Annotated in this window: 17 protein-coding genes and 1 other annotated feature; of the genes, 14 read left to right on the top strand and 3 right to left on the bottom strand. The window is 40.7% G+C overall.

The annotated features are described in order from the left end of the window. The first annotated feature begins 24 nt into the window (after nucleotides 1-24). The gene (locus tag KFO35_RS01470; RefSeq protein WP_025477348.1) at nucleotides 25-1,227 is read left to right on the top strand and encodes an MFS transporter; all 1,203 of its coding nucleotides are present in this window, start codon (nucleotides 25-27) and stop codon (nucleotides 1,225-1,227) included. A 371-nt stretch (nucleotides 1,228-1,598) separates the two neighbouring features. Next, nucleotides 1,599-1,925, top strand: coding sequence for a hypothetical protein (locus KFO35_RS01465; RefSeq protein ID WP_002315868.1), 327 nt, complete (start codon nucleotides 1,599-1,601; stop codon nucleotides 1,923-1,925). Nucleotides 1,926-2,052: 127 nt separating this feature from the next. Here the strand turns inward: KFO35_RS01465 and KFO35_RS01460 are convergent, their stop codons facing one another. From KFO35_RS01460 to proB, 3 genes are all read right to left on the bottom strand, one after another. Then, nucleotides 2,053-2,397, bottom strand: coding sequence for a hypothetical protein (locus KFO35_RS01460; RefSeq protein WP_002293100.1), 345 nt, complete (start codon nucleotides 2,395-2,397; stop codon nucleotides 2,053-2,055). Nucleotides 2,398-2,472: 75 nt separating this feature from the next. Then, nucleotides 2,473-3,720, bottom strand: a complete 1,248-nt coding sequence (locus KFO35_RS01455; RefSeq protein ID WP_002315870.1) for a glutamate-5-semialdehyde dehydrogenase — start codon at nucleotides 3,718-3,720, stop codon at nucleotides 2,473-2,475. Then, nucleotides 3,717-4,523: a glutamate 5-kinase gene (proB, locus tag KFO35_RS01450; protein ID WP_002287451.1), complete on the bottom strand. Its 807-nt coding sequence runs from the start codon at nucleotides 4,521-4,523 to the stop codon at nucleotides 3,717-3,719. The genes KFO35_RS01455 and proB overlap by 4 nt, the downstream gene beginning before the upstream one ends. A 229-nt stretch (nucleotides 4,524-4,752) precedes the next feature. On the opposite strand from proB, the gene KFO35_RS01445 reads away from it, so the two are divergent. From KFO35_RS01445 to KFO35_RS01390, 12 genes are all read left to right on the top strand, one after another. Continuing rightward, complete coding sequence (locus tag KFO35_RS01445; RefSeq protein ID WP_002315871.1) at nucleotides 4,753-5,280, top strand: dCTP deaminase/dUTPase family protein; 528 nt, start codon at nucleotides 4,753-4,755, stop codon at nucleotides 5,278-5,280. Between the two features lie 62 nt (nucleotides 5,281-5,342). Then, nucleotides 5,343-6,713, top strand: coding sequence for a DNA repair protein RadA (gene radA / locus KFO35_RS01440; RefSeq protein WP_002293096.1), 1,371 nt, complete (start codon nucleotides 5,343-5,345; stop codon nucleotides 6,711-6,713). A gap of 33 nt (nucleotides 6,714-6,746) precedes the next feature. Then, complete coding sequence (locus KFO35_RS01435) at nucleotides 6,747-7,904, top strand: PIN/TRAM domain-containing protein (protein ID WP_002287448.1); 1,158 nt, start codon at nucleotides 6,747-6,749, stop codon at nucleotides 7,902-7,904. Between the two features lie 169 nt (nucleotides 7,905-8,073). Next, nucleotides 8,074-9,534, top strand: a complete 1,461-nt coding sequence (gene gltX, locus KFO35_RS01430; protein ID WP_002315872.1) for a glutamate--tRNA ligase — start codon at nucleotides 8,074-8,076, stop codon at nucleotides 9,532-9,534. After that, nucleotides 9,531-9,771: a binding site (T-box leader), on the top strand. Its footprint overlaps the gene before it by 4 nt. An 85-nt stretch (nucleotides 9,772-9,856) precedes the next feature. After that, on the top strand, nucleotides 9,857-10,393 hold the full coding sequence (gene epsC / locus KFO35_RS01425) for a serine O-acetyltransferase EpsC (protein ID WP_002293094.1): 537 nt from the start codon (nucleotides 9,857-9,859) through the stop codon (nucleotides 10,391-10,393). Then, nucleotides 10,390-11,802 carry a cysteine--tRNA ligase gene (gene cysS / locus KFO35_RS01420; RefSeq protein ID WP_002315873.1) on the top strand — a complete coding sequence of 471 codons (1,413 nt, stop codon included), beginning with the start codon at nucleotides 10,390-10,392 and terminating at the stop codon, nucleotides 11,800-11,802. The genes epsC and cysS overlap by 4 nt, the downstream gene beginning before the upstream one ends. After that, on the top strand, nucleotides 11,799-12,194 hold the full coding sequence (locus tag KFO35_RS01415) for a Mini-ribonuclease 3 (protein WP_002293091.1): 396 nt from the start codon (nucleotides 11,799-11,801) through the stop codon (nucleotides 12,192-12,194). The genes cysS and KFO35_RS01415 overlap by 4 nt, the downstream gene beginning before the upstream one ends. Beyond that, nucleotides 12,187-13,047 (top strand): 23S rRNA (guanosine(2251)-2'-O)-methyltransferase RlmB, encoded by an 861-nt coding sequence (gene rlmB, locus KFO35_RS01410; protein ID WP_002315874.1) that lies wholly within the window; start codon nucleotides 12,187-12,189, stop codon nucleotides 13,045-13,047. Before KFO35_RS01415 ends, rlmB begins: the two co-directional genes overlap by 8 nt. A gap of 3 nt (nucleotides 13,048-13,050) precedes the next feature. Then, nucleotides 13,051-13,581: an NYN domain-containing protein gene (locus KFO35_RS01405; RefSeq protein ID WP_002293089.1), complete on the top strand. Its 531-nt coding sequence runs from the start codon at nucleotides 13,051-13,053 to the stop codon at nucleotides 13,579-13,581. A gap of 76 nt (nucleotides 13,582-13,657) precedes the next feature. After that, a complete protein-coding gene (locus KFO35_RS01400; protein WP_156272024.1) occupies nucleotides 13,658-14,236 on the top strand; it encodes a sigma-70 family RNA polymerase sigma factor in 579 nt (192 codons plus the stop codon). A 114-nt stretch (nucleotides 14,237-14,350) separates the two neighbouring features. Then, nucleotides 14,351-14,596 carry a Veg family protein gene (locus KFO35_RS01395; RefSeq protein ID WP_002287434.1) on the top strand — a complete coding sequence of 82 codons (246 nt, stop codon included), beginning with the start codon at nucleotides 14,351-14,353 and terminating at the stop codon, nucleotides 14,594-14,596. A 92-nt stretch (nucleotides 14,597-14,688) separates the two neighbouring features. Beyond that, nucleotides 14,689-15,135 carry a GNAT family N-acetyltransferase gene (locus tag KFO35_RS01390; protein WP_002315876.1) on the top strand — a complete coding sequence of 149 codons (447 nt, stop codon included), beginning with the start codon at nucleotides 14,689-14,691 and terminating at the stop codon, nucleotides 15,133-15,135. Nucleotides 15,136-15,155 lie beyond the last annotated feature (20 nt).

Here is a 15,155-nt window from a genome sequence, read left to right as displayed (position 1 = left end):
TATGATGCTAATAGAGAGAAAGGGATGGAAATATTGGAGAATCAAATAGATATACAAGAACAAACAAATGAAGAAACAAAGGGGAAAAGTTCGGCGCTAGTTGTAGCAGCTACCTGTATGATCGCTTTTATGGGAGTGGGCCTAGTAGACCCGATCTTAAAAACGATTGCTGCACAGATAAACGCTACGCCAGCTGAAACAACCCTGTTATTTACTAGTTACATGCTAGTCACTGGTGTGGTGATGCTATTTACAGGTTTCCTATCTAGTCGGATTGGCTTGAAAAAAACATTGATGACCGGATTGTTTATCATCGTTGTATTCGCTGGTCTTGGTGGATTATCTGGCAATATCGGTATGTTGATTGGGTTACGTGCTGGCTGGGGAGTCGGGAATGCTTTATTTGTCTCTACTGCTTTAGCAACGATCGTCAGTATTTTAGTCGGTAACACAGAAAAAGCAATCATGATGTATGAAGCAGCACTTGGCTGCGGAATGGCTGTTGGCCCGCTAGTCGGTGGGGTCTTGGGCAGCGGTTCATGGCGTTATCCATTTTTGGGGGTAGCCTTTTTGATGTTTTGCGGTTTTATAGCCCTAGCGGTACTTTTACCTGAAACTGAGAAACCAAAGAGAAAAGTAGGTCTTTGGGAAGGTGTCAAAGCGTTAAGCAATCATAAACTTCGTTCAGTTGGACTGATCGCATTGTTATATAATTTCGGATTCTTTACTTTACTTGCGTATGCGCCATTTTTATTGATTGGCTATTCTGAATTAGAAGTCGGTTTTGTATTTTTTGGCTGGGGTGTGCTTCTGGCTATTGCTTCGATTTTCGTTGCACCGGCTCTTGAGCGGAAGTTTACGACTTATCGGACGATTTTAGCTGCATTTGTCTTATTCATTATTTGTTTGCTGTTATTAGGAGCTGGAACTTCTATGCCAGTCCTTGTACCGATCAGCATTGTGTTAGCAGGATTTTTCCAAGGAATCATCAATACATTGTTGACGACGATTGCTATGGAAATACCCGGTCTGCAACGAAACGTTGCTTCTTCCAGCTATAGTTTTGTCCGCTTTTTCGGTGGAGCTTTAGCACCATTTATTGCAGGTGTGATCGGCGAACATATTGGTGAAAGCTATGCGTTTTATTTTGCAGGGGCCATTGTTCTTATCAGTGTATGTTGTATCATTTATCACCGTAATTATTTTGCTACAAATGAAGAAGAATAAGAAATCAGAGGTTGTGAAAAAGCTGTCCTGCATCAAGTAATAAGAACAGCCAAACAAAAATAGCTCCTCCTATTTTTCGTTTGGTTGGACTTATTACCGCAGATGCAAGCTTTTGAACACCGTTTAAGGAAGAGATTGTGAAATCAGCGCTTTGACCTGAGTATTAGAGAAGCAACGGAAAAATAGTTCTTCATATTTTGCCATTTGTTGAGCGAATACCGAAGGACAGCTGATTGAACACCGTTTATTCGGAAAAAGGGAATGTGACACGATTTTTGTCACATTCCCTTTTTTTCTCAAAATAATGAAACTGGAAAATTTTCAGTAGGTAAGCTAAAATTCATTTAAGAAAAAGAATGGGGGGATAATAGATGCTGGAAGAATATTTTCAGGAAGTCGGGTTGACACTCGTTGAATTACCCATTGAATTTTCAGATGATCGGTTGATTTATCGTGGCTATATCAAAGAATTGCCAATGATCAACGCGGAAGGTGAAACTAGAAAAGCGATGCAGCAAAAAATAGCTGGTATGTATCAGGTGTATCGGGAACAGCTATTGGCAGAATCAGCGGAAGAAGAAAAAGAAAAAACGATGAACTTGTCCATGGATGAGCTGCTTCGTTATTATGATGGCGAAACATTTGACGGATTTTCACTTCTTAACGAAGAGGAAACAGATTTACCAGGCAGCTGGTAGGAGAACACCGTTTATACATGTTTAGAGCGTGGGACAAAAGTTTTTCTTTACTTTTGTCCCACGCTCTAAAAAGTTCGGCAGTTTTTTTCCGATGTTCAAGGCACCCTACTTATCGTACGGATATTTTTTAGCGGAAAGTCCGATTCAAGTGGTTTTTATTCAGCTGATATTTATAAGATAAGTGAAAGATCCCAGCAATCAGCAACGTAATCGTATAGGCAATTGAATGATCGAAAAAAGAATAGTAATTGACTCCAGCTAACAGGCATAATGCAACCATGTAGCTGATGTGTAAGCGAGCAACCAAACCTTTTGGCCCAATTTTGTCAAAATACTGCGCCCATTTTTCCCGTTGACTCCCTATGCTTCGTTTTTTGAACTGAAAAAAAAGGGATAAAATACCGACTCCTAGAAAAGCAGCGATATTCAGAGAAATAAGGTAAATAAAAAAAATCATTAAAATTTCAAACATACTGACACCTTTCTAGTTGGATAGAATCTTTACAGTAAAAAGGCAAAAGGCGTGAATAATGTTTCACACGAAACATTATTCGCGGATTTGTCCATCGCCATAAATGATATATTTTGTGGAAGTCAATTCATTTAACCCCATTGGACCACGGGCATGTAGCTTTTGAGTGGAGATGCCGATCTCTGCACCAAAACCAAATACCGATCCGTCTGTAAAACGAGTGGAGGCATTGACATAGACAGCCGCCGCGTCCACTTCATTCAAGAAACGCTGACTAGCCGAATAGCTATCTGTCACGATTGTTTCTGAATGCTTGGTGTTATGTCGGTTGATATGCGCAATTGCTTCACTTAAAGAATCGACTACTTTGACGGCAAGGATATAATCTAGATATTCAGTATCCCAATCTGCCTCTTCTGCTAAAGCAGCTGTCTCTAGATATTCTAACGCACGAGCATCCGCACGTAAAGAGACGCCATGTTCTACCAGTTCTTTTTCAATAGCTGGTAAGAAAAAGGGTGCGATCTCAGAATGGATCAGTAATGTTTCTGCCGCGTTGCAGACAGAAGGACGGGAAGCTTTTGCATTGACGATGATTTTCACTGCCATAGACAACTGTGCTTCTTTATCGATGTATACGTGATTATTTCCTGTACCTGTTTCAATGATAGGTACCGTTGCTTGTTCTTTGACTCGTTGGATCAATTTTGCTCCGCCTCGAGGGATCAGCACATCTAAGTATTCTGTCAATCGCATCAACTGTCCTGCAGTTTCATGAGAAGTATCATCGACAAACTGGATGGCATAAGGAGATTCGCCAGCACTGACCAGTACTTGCTGCAATAGTTGGACCAGTAATTGGTTCGAGAAGAATGCTTCTTTGCCACCGCGAAGGATAACGGCATTCCCTGATTTGAACGCTAGACTGGCTGCATCAGTCGTGACATTTGGACGAGATTCGTAAATGATACCGATCACGCCGAGGGGCACGCGCTTTTTGCCGATTCTCAATCCGTCGGTGTTCGTCCACATCTCATCTACTTTTCCAATAGGATCGTCTAACGAAGCAATCTTTTCGATCTCTGCAGCCATGGCATTGATTCGCTCAGGTGTCAGCTGCAAGCGGTCTTGCATCGTTTCACTGATATTGTTTTCGACTGCTTTTTCTAAGTCTTTATGATTTGCTTCGATGATCGCTTGTTGATTCTTTTTGATGGTTTTCGCCATCTGAACAAGTAGCTCATTTTTACGGTTTGTAGGCATAAGTGCTAGTTGTTGCGCACTATCTTTTGCCTGTTGCCCTAATTGCATCAAATCAGTCATTTCAAGTCCTCCTTAAATAAAGTACCTACTTCTTTTCCTGCAAGAATATCAAAAATGATTGCCGGATTTTTCCCATTTGCTAAAATCATTGCACTGTTTGCTTCAAATATCCTGGAAGCTGCTTTTAATTTACTTTGCATACCGCCTGTTCCAAAGGTGCTGCCTGCACCACCTGCTTGTGCCAGAATCTTTTCATCGATTTTATCGATATAGCGATACATCTGAGCCTCGGGATTTGTAGTCGGATTATCTGAATAAAAACCGTCGATATCAGAAAGAACGATTAAAAGGTCTGCCGCGACAAGTTTTGCCATGATTGCTGACAGCTGATCATTATCGCCAAATTTTGTCAGATGATCTAATTCATCTACTGCGACAGTATCGTTTTCGTTCACGATAGGAATCGTATCCATGATCAAAAGCTGTTCCAATGTATTCCTCACATTTTTACGACTTTCAGGGTAATCTACCACGTCTCTTGTCACGAGGATTTGTGCTGTCTGCTGATTATATACACTGAATCTTTGATTATAGATATTCATCAATTCGGCTTGACCAACAGCCGCCGCAGCTTGCTGTTCAGGGATCAAAGTCGGACGTTCTGACAAATGTAATTTATGCATACCGACGCCTACAGCTCCCGATGAGACTAAGATCACTTCCTTTCCACGATTTCTAAGATCGGAAAGGACAAAAGCTAACTGATCAATCGCTGCAAGATTGATGTTTCCATTGGGATAGATCAATGTACTTGTTCCTACTTTGACAATAATTCGTTTTGCATTTTTTATTTCTTTACGCATGTGACACCTCAATCAAATATCCACTCATTAATTTCGTTCTATTCTACTTGTTTTGACGAGTAAAGTCATGTAAAAAATAGTTTTTTTGTACAACTTGCAGTTGTTCGGTAAAAGAACGCGTTAATGGTTGACTTTAGGATAGCAGAATTTCTTGAAGAATTTGTAAAGAGAGTCTTTTATAGCCTCGAATATGTTAGAATAGGAGTAGTTTATTTAGGGAGGAAAACCGGTGAGAAAAAGAGGATTTGAAGTTATTTCTAAATATAAAGAGCAAAATATCAATCTACCGCAGCGCGCTACACATCATGCTGCTGGCTATGATTTTGAAGCAGCAGAAGAGGTCGTGATTCCAAGTATCTGGAAAGCAGGCTGGAAAAAAGGATTGGAAACCGTCGCAGATACATTGAAAAAAGACGTATCAGAAAATGAAAAACAGTTGAAACCGATCCTCGTACCTACTGGGATCAAAGCCTACATGGGAGAAGATGAATTTTTGCAGCTTGCTAACCGTTCAAGCAATCCGTTGAAGCGGTTTTTAGTGTTGACGAACGGCGTGGGTGTGATTGATAGTGATTATTACAATAATGAGGCAAATGAAGGCCATATCATGTTCCAATTCACCAACTTTGGTTTCAAGGATGTAGTGATCAAAAAAGGTGAGCGTATCGGTCAAGGAATCTTCTTGCCATTTTTAAAAGCAGATCAAGATCAAACGACTGCTCAACGTCAAGGCGGATTTGGTTCTTCCAGTAAATAAAACGATAAAGAAATTTAAGCTTGATTTAATGTCTCATGGTTAGAATAAAAGGAGGCGGTACAATGGCAAAAAAATCAAAAGTACAATTTGTTTGCCAAAATTGCGGGTATGTGTCGCCTAAGTTCTTGGGACGCTGCCCAAATTGCGGAAAATGGAATACGATGGTCGAAGAAATCGAACAAGATACAACAGACCGCAGAACGCGAACAAGTTTGACAGGAGAAAAAGCGAAACCAACAAAAATCGCAGACGTCGTCCCTAAAAAAGAACCTCGGGTCAAAACGAAATTAGAAGAACTGAACCGTGTGCTAGGTGGAGGTGTGGTACCGGGATCCATGGTCTTGATCGGTGGTGATCCAGGTATTGGTAAATCCACTTTGCTATTACAAGTTTCTCAGCAATTAGCAGCCATAGGCGGGAAAGTCTTGTATGTATCCGGCGAAGAAAGCGCAGAACAGATAAAATTACGCGCGGAGCGCCTCGGAAGTATCAACACAGAATTTTATCTATACGCTGAAACAGATATGAATGAAATCAGTCGTGCCATCGAACATATCTCCCCTGATTATGTTATTATTGATTCCATCCAAACGATGACGCAGCCAGACATCACAAGTGTGGCAGGAAGCGTCAGCCAAGTAAGAGAAACCACTGCAGAATTACTCAAAATCGCTAAAACAAATGGGATTGCCATCTTTATCGTCGGTCATGTTACGAAAGAAGGTTCGATCGCCGGTCCAAGAATGTTAGAGCATATGGTGGATACAGTGTTATATTTTGAAGGTGAACAACATCATAGTTTCCGAATTTTACGAGCGGTAAAAAACCGATTTGGCTCAACGAACGAGATTGGGATTTTTGAAATGCATGAGCATGGATTGGAAGAAGTCGCTAACCCTTCACAGATTTTCTTAGAGGAACGCCTAGACGGTGCGACTGGCTCTGCTATCGTTGTAGCAATGGAAGGAACACGTCCAATTTTGGTAGAGATCCAAGCATTAGTCACACCTACTATGTTCGGAAATGCTAAGCGAACAACAACAGGTCTTGATTTCAATCGTGTATCTCTGATCATGGCAGTGCTGGAAAAAAGAGCTGGACTACTTCTTCAGAATCAAGATGCTTACTTAAAAGCTGCAGGTGGGGTAAAATTAAATGAACCAGCGATTGATTTAGCTATCGCTGTCAGTATTGCTTCAAGCTACAAAGAAAAAGGAACACAGCCGACGGAATGTTTCATCGGTGAAATCGGACTGACTGGAGAAATCAGACGTGTCAGTCATATTGAACAACGGGTCAAAGAAGTCCAAAAACTCGGCTTCACAAAAGTTTACCTGCCTAAAAACAACTTAGGCAACTGGGAAGCGCCAAAAGGAATCGAGATCGTTGGAGTAGCAACTTTGGCTGAAACGTTGAAGCGTGTGTTCCGCTAAATAATAAATTATTGTCGAAACGGAGGAAAAACGATGCAAAAACGTGTCATTACGTTGCTGATGATCATTGTCGGCGCAAGCTTGGGTATTTCATTTTTACCCTCAGCTTGGCAGGCAATCGGTCAACAGTCAAATGGGTGGCTGAATAATACATTTACCAACAGCTTGTTAGGCGCACTTATTTTCTTTTTATTATCTTTGCTGTTGGCCAAACATATCTCAGCTATTATCAAACAAGTAGAACAAAAACTAAGCGAGGTCAGTTTGACTTATCTTCTCTTCGGTGCGATCGGTGCGATCATCGGATTGACTTTGGGCGTTGTGATCTCAACCCCTCTTTACAATATGGAAATTCCATTCGTCAATAGTGTATTGCCGATTTTACTGATGATCATCTTAGGTTATCTGGGATTGAGAATGGGAACGACACGAATCGAAGAATGGAAGAAAGTCTTTGGTTCACGAAGTAAAAAAATCGAGCAAGAAACAGCTAGCCAAGTGGAGAGCCAACTGTTAGAACGAAAATCAGGAGAAAATTTCCATAAATATAAAATCTTGGATACAAGCGTGATCATTGATGGTCGGATTTATGATATTACAAAGACTGGATTCTTAGAAGGAACCTTGATGATCCCTAATTTTGTTCTTTACGAACTACAATACATCGCGGACTCAGGGGATAGTTTGAAACGTGTGCGTGGTCGTCGCGGATTAGATATCTTGAATGCTTTGCAAAAAGAAGAAGGTATATCTGTCGAAATGTACGATGGAGACTTTGAAGATATCAGCGAAGTAGACAGCAAGTTGATCAAATTAGCCAAGCTTTTAGACGGTGTCATCGTAACCAATGACTATAACTTGAATAAAGTCTCTGAATTCCAAAATGTACCTGTTCTTAATATCAATGCGTTGGCAAATGCCGTGAAACCAGTCGTCATTCCTGGCGAAACGATGAATGTTCTAGTAGTAAAAGCCGGAACAGAACGCCAGCAAGGGGTAGCCTACCTTGATGACGGCACGATGGTTGTCGTAGAAGATGGACAGCATTACATGAATGAACGTATCGAAGTCGTTGTGACAAGCGCCCTTCAAACAGCTGCTGGACGTATGATCTTTGCTAAACCTGCCCATGCAGGACGAGGGATCGACAATAAAAAAGAGACAGAGAAAAAGACAAAACAATCAAAATAAAAAAGAAATTCAGCCAACTGGTAAGGAAATTCAACCAGTTGGCTTTACTATTTACCTTAGAAAAGGTAAAATTTGTGCTGAGTGGCTTTAAATAAATGATATTTGAGAAGCCGTAACTGACGGAATTTTTACTGTTAGTCAAAGTCTAGTTTGAAAGAAGAGGAAGAAAATGACGAAAGTACGCGTACGCTATGCACCAAGTCCAACTGGGCACCTGCATATTGGAAATGCAAGAACTGCATTGTTCAATTATTTGTTTGCCCGCCACAATGATGGAGACTTTATTATTCGTATTGAGGATACTGACCAAAAACGTAATATCGAAGATGGCGAAAAAAGCCAGTTGGAAAACCTTGCTTGGTTGGGAATGGATTGGGATGAATCTCCTGAAAATCCTGGAGAATACGGCCCTTACCGTCAATCTGAACGTAAAGAAATCTATCAACCGCTGATTGATCAGTTACTTGCTAGCAATCGAGCATACAAATGCTATTGCACAGAAGAAGAATTAGAAGCAGAACGGGAAGCACAACGCGTAAGAGGAGAAATGCCTCATTACGCAGGAACATGTGCGAACTTGACACCTGAAGAACAAGCAGAAAAAGAAGCACAAGGTCTAGAATCTGTTGTACGTTTCCGTGTGCCTCGCAATACAGAATACGCATTTACAGATATGGTAAAAGGCGCTATTTCGTTCGAATCCGATAATATCGGCGGCGACTTTGTCATCCAAAAACGCGATGGTATGCCAACCTATAACTTTGCTGTTGCGGTCGATGACCATTTGATGAAAATCACTCACGTTTTACGTGGAGATGACCATATTGCCAATACACCAAAACAACTGATGATCTATGAAGCATTTGGCTGGACGCCACCAACATTCGGACATATGACGTTGATCATCAACAGTGAAACAGGCAAAAAACTAAGCAAACGTGACGAATCAATCTTACAATTTATCGAACAATATCGCGAATTAGGTTATTTACCAGATGCAATGTTCAACTTTATCGCATTATTGGGCTGGTCACCTGTGGGTGAAGACGAAATCTTCGCCCACCAAGAATTGATCAAAATGTTCGATCCAAAACGCCTAAGTAAATCACCCGCAGCTTTCGATGCGAAAAAACTGCAATGGGTAAACAACCATTACATCAAAGCAATGGATCTAGATGCATTTACTGACATGTGTCTGCCTTATCTAATCGCTGATGGACGTGTAGCAGAAAACCCAGATGAAAAGACAATCGAATGGGTGAAGAAGATCGTTAGCCTGTATCAACCTCAAATGAGCTATGCTGCAGAAATCGTTGATCTGTCTACGCTATTTTTCAATGAACATCCTGTATTGAATGAAGCAGCAAAAGAAGTACTTGCTGGTGAAACAGTTCCTACTGTTCTCCACGCATTTAAAGCACAGCTAGAACAAATGGAAGTAGTAGATGCTCCAACTGTAAAAGCTGCCATCAAAGCTGTTCAAAAAGAAACTGGCGTAAAAGGGAAAAATCTTTTCATGCCGATCCGTGTAGCTGTATCAGGACAAATGCATGGCCCAGAATTGCCTGAAACGATCGAATTGCTTGGTCGTGAAAAATCATTAGCACATTTAAATCAAGTACTGAACTAAACACGATGAACAGAAAAAAGTAAGCAGCTGATCATTACAAGAGAGATACCGGGTGGTGCAAGGTATCAATGAATGGTTGCCGAAATGCCTCTGGGAGTGGTCTTGGCGAAAACACAGAAAACAGGAAAAACTGTTTTACAGGAAACGAAGTAGCCAAGAACGTATAACAGGCGTTAGCTGTCAGAGATAATCATTGATTATGAAGAAAAGTGGAACCACGCGGAAAGCGTCTTTTGATAAGGAAACTTATTTAAAAGGCGCTTCTTTTCTTTATAAGAAGCTGTTTTCCTACATAAAATACTTACGAAAGGAGTGGAAAGTCATGAGTTGGTTTGCCCGAGCGATTGATGCAGCAAAGAGAAACGATCCGGCTGCACGTTCGACAGCGGAGATCGTTTTGACCTATCCTGGTTTTCATGCCTTGTTTTGGCATCGTTTCTCTCATTTTTTATATCAGCATCGGCTCTTTTTATTGGCGAAGATCAATGCTCAATTTTGGCGATTCCTGACAGGTGTTGAAATCCATCCAGGAGCAACGATTGGAACAGGTGTGTTCATCGACCATGGAATGGGGATCGTCATTGGCGAAACTGCAGAAATCGAGGATGATGTGATTTTGTTCCATGGCGTAACATTAGGCGGTACGGGAAAAGAAACAGGTAAAAGACATCCAACGGTCAAACAAGGAGCCATGCTCTCTGCGAATGCGCAGATATTAGGACCGGTAACGATCGGAAAAAACGCAAAAATCGGTGCAGGTGCCGTTGTGTTGAAAGATGTTCCAGACGATGCTACAGCGGTAGGAGTACCAGCAAAAGTCGTTCGAATCAAAGGAGAAAAAGTGAGGAGATCAGAATGATAAAAATCTACAATACATTGACCAGAAAAAAAGAAGAATTCATCCCTATACAAAAGGGACATGTCGGTATGTATGTCTGCGGACCGACTGTGTATAATTATATCCATATCGGAAATGCTCGTAGTACCATTGCTTTCGATACGATTCGACGCTATTTTGAATATCGAGGCTATAAAGTCGATTTTGTATCGAATTTCACGGATGTAGACGATAAAATCATCCGTACAGCAAACGAATTAGGCATCACAGCACCAGAAGTCGCTGATCGTTTCATCCGAGCATTTGAAGAAGATACGAAAGCGTTGAATGTCGAGCCTGCTACACTGCATCCCAGAGTCATGGACCATATGCCAGATATTTTAGCATTTATTCAAGTGTTGGTTGAAAAAGGCTATGCTTATGAATCTTCAGGTGATGTGTATTACCGTACCCGTAAATTTGAAAACTATGGGAAATTAAGTGACCAATCCATCGATGAATTGGAAGTCGGCGCAAGTCAGCGTACTGGTGAAGAACAGCAGCAAAAAGAAGACCCATTAGATTTCGCTTTATGGAAACAAGCAAAACCAGGCGAGATTTCTTGGGATTCGCCATGGGGCAAAGGACGTCCCGGTTGGCACATCGAATGTTCCGTCATGGCAACAAAACATTTAGGCGAAACGATCGATATCCATGGTGGCGGGCAAGATTTGGAATTTCCTCATCACGAAAATGAAATCGCACAAAGTGAAGCGAAAACAGGGAAAAAATTCGCTAATTACTGGATGCACAATGGCTATGTAACGATTGGCGAAGACGATGAAAAAATGAGTAAATCTCTAGGGAATTTCATCACTGTGCATGAAATGATCCAAAACGTCGATCCACAAGTCTTGCGCTTCTTCATGGCGACCACACAATACCGTCGTCCGATCCGTTACAGTGAAACGACGATGAAAGAAGCAGCCACCAATTTACAACGACTGAAGAATACGTTTGACAATTTGAAATTCCGCCAAGAAACTGCCTCAGAGAATTTGGCAGATGATGCGGATAAAATCGCTTTGTTAGAAAATTTGGAACAGCGATTCATCGAAGAAATGGACGATGATTTTAATGCAGCAAATGGGATCACAGTGGTCTATGAGCTTGCTAAATGGCTGAACACTTATCTAGACCAGCCGGAAGTTTCTGCCACTGTCTTGGCACAGGGAGAAGCTTTATTCTCGCAATGGCTTTCGATCTTCGGTATTTTATTTACAGCAGAAGAATTATTGGATGAAGAGATTGAACAATTGATCGAAGAACGAAATCAAGCAAGAAGCAATCGTGATTTTGCCCGAAGCGACGAAATCCGTGATTTGTTGAAAGAAAAAGGGATCTTATTAGAAGATACACCCCAAGGAACCCGATGGAGAAGAGAAGCATGAGAGATTACACACAATTGAACGGTTTAGCCTTGGCTTACGTGGGAGATGCGATTTACGAAATCTATGTTCGCGACCACCTGATCGATCAAGGAGAAACAAAACCCAATAAGCTGCATCGTGCGGCAACGAATTATGTTTCTGCGAATGCACAAGCTTTTTTGATTCAGCAAATGCTGGAGGAACATCTTTTGACAGAAGAAGAAGAGCTTTATTATCGCAGAGGAAGAAATGCCAAAAGCCATACGAGTGCAAAAAATGCTGACGTTACGACTTACCGGGTCGCAACAGGGTTCGAAGCACTGATGGGTTATCTGCATTTGACAAAACAAACCGAGCGGATGGAAGAATTGATCCGCTGGTGTATTCAGAAAGTTGGTGAAAAAAATGGGTAAAGAAAGAACAAACAAACATCAATCGAAACGTGGATTTGAAGACAAAAAACAAAATAGATATCCAAATAAAAAGCAAACTGGACGAAATCAGTCAGTTTCTGATCAAAATGAAGAAGCATTAGAAGATAATTTCGTCTTTGGACACCATGCCGCAGTAGAAGCGCTACAACAAGGGCGAGGGAATAAACTCTTTCTTCAAGAAGATTCACGAGGAGAAAAAGTAGAAGAACTGAAAGAAATCGCACGTGAGCAAGCTGTACCGGTCAAATGGGTCCCTAAACAAAAATTAGAAACTTTGAGCGATCATGGCGTGCATCAAGGAGTCGTTCTTGCGATTACACCTTATGAATATTTATCCCTTGACCAACTGATTGAACGAACAAAAGAGAAAAAAGAAGACCCCTTCTTTTTGATTTTGGATAGTATCGAAGATCCACACAATTTTGGGTCGATTTTACGAACAGCAGACGCAAGTGGCGTTGATGGTGTGATCATACCAAAACACCGAGCAGTTGGAATCACGCCTATCGTAACAAAGACTTCCACTGGTGCAGTGGAATATGTGCCTGTTGCACGTGTGACGAATTTGATACAAGCTGTGCAACAGCTCAAAGAGATAGGATTTTGGGTATTTGGCACAGATATGACCGGCACAAACTTCCAAAAATGGAATGCCAAAGGATCCATTGCTTTAGTCATTGGTAATGAAGGCAAAGGAATGAGTCCAGGATTGAAAAAAGAAATGGATGAATTACTGACGATTCCAATGACTGGGCACGTCCAAAGTTTAAATGCCAGTGTTGCCGCTGGATTGCTGATGTATCAGGCTTTTTCCCAACGTCAGGGGGAGTAGGTCATGAAAAAACAGCTGTTGATTGTAGATGGCTACAATATGATCGGTTCGTGGCCGGAACTGGTCCAGCTTAAAAAGCAGGACAAAATGGCAGATGCAAGAGAAGCTCTTTTGCATCGTTTATCAAATTATGCGAAATATGAAGGACTGGAAGTCATCGTTGTCTTCGATGCTCAATTAGTACCGGGCATCCAACAAAATTATAGGAAATATCAGTTGGATGTTGTTTTTACGAAAGAAGATGAAACGGCTGACAGTTATATCGAGAGAATCGCTGGGCAGCTGAATGATCGTTTGACACAAGTAACAGTGGCGACAAGCGACCTAGCAGAACAGTGGATGATTTTTTCTCAGGGGGCGTTGCGAACTTCTGCTTACGAGTTATATAAAACGATTAAAAAAACGGAAAAAACAATAGCCCAAGAAAATAAAGATATGCATTTTGTTGATTTCCGACGTAATTCTCCGTGGAATGAAGAGCAGTTAAAAAAATTGTCCCAAAAATTGGACGATTTAATGAGAAAAAATAAATAACATATCGTTCTAATCAGTTCGATGAATCATTGATGATAAGATTCCTCCATAAACGAATTTATGGAGGAATTATTTTATGTCTGAGGAGTTATTGCGCGCTGCACGTAATGGTGACGAAGAAGCATTTGCTGCCCTGTATCAAAAATATTTTCCACTCTTACTACGTTTGAAAAACACTTACTATTTAAGAAATTATGTTACTGAGGATTGGGAACAAGAAGCGAGGATCGCTTTATATCAGGCATTGAGAACTTACGAAAAAAGCAAAGGAGTCAGCTTTGGAAGTTATTATAAAAGTATCATAAGCAATCAAATTTATTCTTTATTGAGAAAACAGAACGCGCTGAAGCGCCGTGACCAAAAAGACGAAGTCTCGATCGACCAAAAAATAGAGACAGAAGGACCAGATTTTTTAGCAGAGATCACCTTGCAGGAACCTTTAGCAATTCAGCATCTTTTATTAAAAGAAGCAATCGAAAATTGCGAGATCCGATTTTTAAAAAAAGAAGCACAAATTTTTCATTATTACATGCAAGGGGTTGATTTTGCGGAGATGGCTGAATGTTTGTCAATGGATCACAAGCAAGTGATGAGTGCATATGGAAGGGTAAAACTCAAAATAAAAAAACACTTGAAATTTTATAATGAGGAATAATTTAGAAAAATCTTAATGAGCTTCTTATTTATTTTTATTGCATTTCTTTTTTTTTTATGGTAAACTTGAAAATTTTAAAAATATGTGGTATAGTTGGTAATAGAGGTGAACTGTATGCCAACAACTTTAGCTTCAATCAAGAAAGATTTAGAAGGTCGTATCGGCAGCCCAATCATGTTGGTTGCTCAGACAGGAAGAAAGCGTCAAACAGAACGCCGCGGCGTTTTAACAGAAACCTATCCTTCAGTATTCGTTGTTGACTTGGATCCTGAAGAAAATTCTTTTGAACGAGTATCTTACAGCTATTCAGATGTACTTACTCGGACAGTTGAGATCGAATTTTTAACTGAAGCAGTTTAAAAAGCAAACGAGCCTGAGATTCGTAAGGTTCGTTTGCTTTTTTGTGTATGAATCGGTATGCTAATAATAAAAAAGTAGGAGGCGTTTACTTAGTGGAATACCAAGTAAAGAAATTTGAAGAATTGTCGACAGCAGAGTTTTATGCAATCGTCAAAGAACGGATTGCAGTCTTTGTTGTGGAGCAACAGTGCCCTTATCAAGAAGTTGATGATATCGATGGACAAGCTTGGCATACGTATTTCCAAGATACTGATGGGAAGATCCTTGCCTACACGCGGGTATATGAAGAAGCAGAGAGCATCCATTTTGGTCGCGTTCTTGTTCATCAAAATAACCGTAAAGACGGCTTAGGAAGAAAGATTGTCCAAGAAACGATCAACATGATCCAGAAAAAATTTCCAGAAAAACCAATTGTGATCGGTGCACAAGAATATCTACAGGCCTTTTATGAGTCTTTTGGATTCAAGGCAATCTCAGATGTGTATTTGGAAGATGATATTCCGCATATCGACATGAAAAAAGAACAGGTAACAAGTTAAGAATCTAAAAAAAGAAAGCC

The sequence above is a fragment of the Enterococcus lactis genome (genome assembly GCF_015751045.1).
In the GTDB taxonomy this organism is placed as follows: Bacteria; Bacillota; Bacilli; order Lactobacillales; family Enterococcaceae; genus Enterococcus_B; species Enterococcus_B lactis.
Note: the sequence above shows the minus strand (reverse complement) of the source record. Positions and strands in the feature narration are given on the sequence as shown.

Excerpts from the sequence above, each read along its gene's own strand:
- KFO35_RS01465 (WP_002315868.1), top strand. The coding sequence starts at position 1,599 with ATGCTGGAAGAATATTTTCAGGAAGTCGGGTTGACACTCGTTGAATTA.
- KFO35_RS01435 (WP_002287448.1), top strand. The coding sequence starts at position 6,747 with ATGCAAAAACGTGTCATTACGTTGCTGATGATCATTGTCGGCGCAAGC.
- epsC (WP_002293094.1), top strand. The coding sequence starts at position 9,857 with ATGAGTTGGTTTGCCCGAGCGATTGATGCAGCAAAGAGAAACGATCCG.
- gltX (WP_002315872.1), top strand. The coding sequence starts at position 8,074 with ATGACGAAAGTACGCGTACGCTATGCACCAAGTCCAACTGGGCACCTG.
- proB (WP_002287451.1), bottom strand. The coding sequence starts at position 4,523 with ATGCGTAAAGAAATAAAAAATGCAAAACGAATTATTGTCAAAGTAGGA.
- rlmB (WP_002315874.1), top strand. The coding sequence starts at position 12,187 with ATGGGTAAAGAAAGAACAAACAAACATCAATCGAAACGTGGATTTGAA.
- KFO35_RS01405 (WP_002293089.1), top strand. The coding sequence starts at position 13,051 with ATGAAAAAACAGCTGTTGATTGTAGATGGCTACAATATGATCGGTTCG.
- KFO35_RS01400 (WP_156272024.1), top strand. The coding sequence starts at position 13,658 with ATGTCTGAGGAGTTATTGCGCGCTGCACGTAATGGTGACGAAGAAGCA.
- KFO35_RS01460 (WP_002293100.1), bottom strand. The coding sequence starts at position 2,397 with ATGTTTGAAATTTTAATGATTTTTTTTATTTACCTTATTTCTCTGAAT.
- radA (WP_002293096.1), top strand. The coding sequence starts at position 5,343 with ATGGCAAAAAAATCAAAAGTACAATTTGTTTGCCAAAATTGCGGGTAT.
- KFO35_RS01455 (WP_002315870.1), bottom strand. The coding sequence starts at position 3,720 with ATGACTGATTTGATGCAATTAGGGCAACAGGCAAAAGATAGTGCGCAA.
- KFO35_RS01415 (WP_002293091.1), top strand. The coding sequence starts at position 11,799 with ATGAGAGATTACACACAATTGAACGGTTTAGCCTTGGCTTACGTGGGA.
- KFO35_RS01395 (WP_002287434.1), top strand. The coding sequence starts at position 14,351 with ATGCCAACAACTTTAGCTTCAATCAAGAAAGATTTAGAAGGTCGTATC.
- cysS (WP_002315873.1), top strand. The coding sequence starts at position 10,390 with ATGATAAAAATCTACAATACATTGACCAGAAAAAAAGAAGAATTCATC.
- KFO35_RS01470 (WP_025477348.1), top strand. The coding sequence starts at position 25 with ATGGAAATATTGGAGAATCAAATAGATATACAAGAACAAACAAATGAA.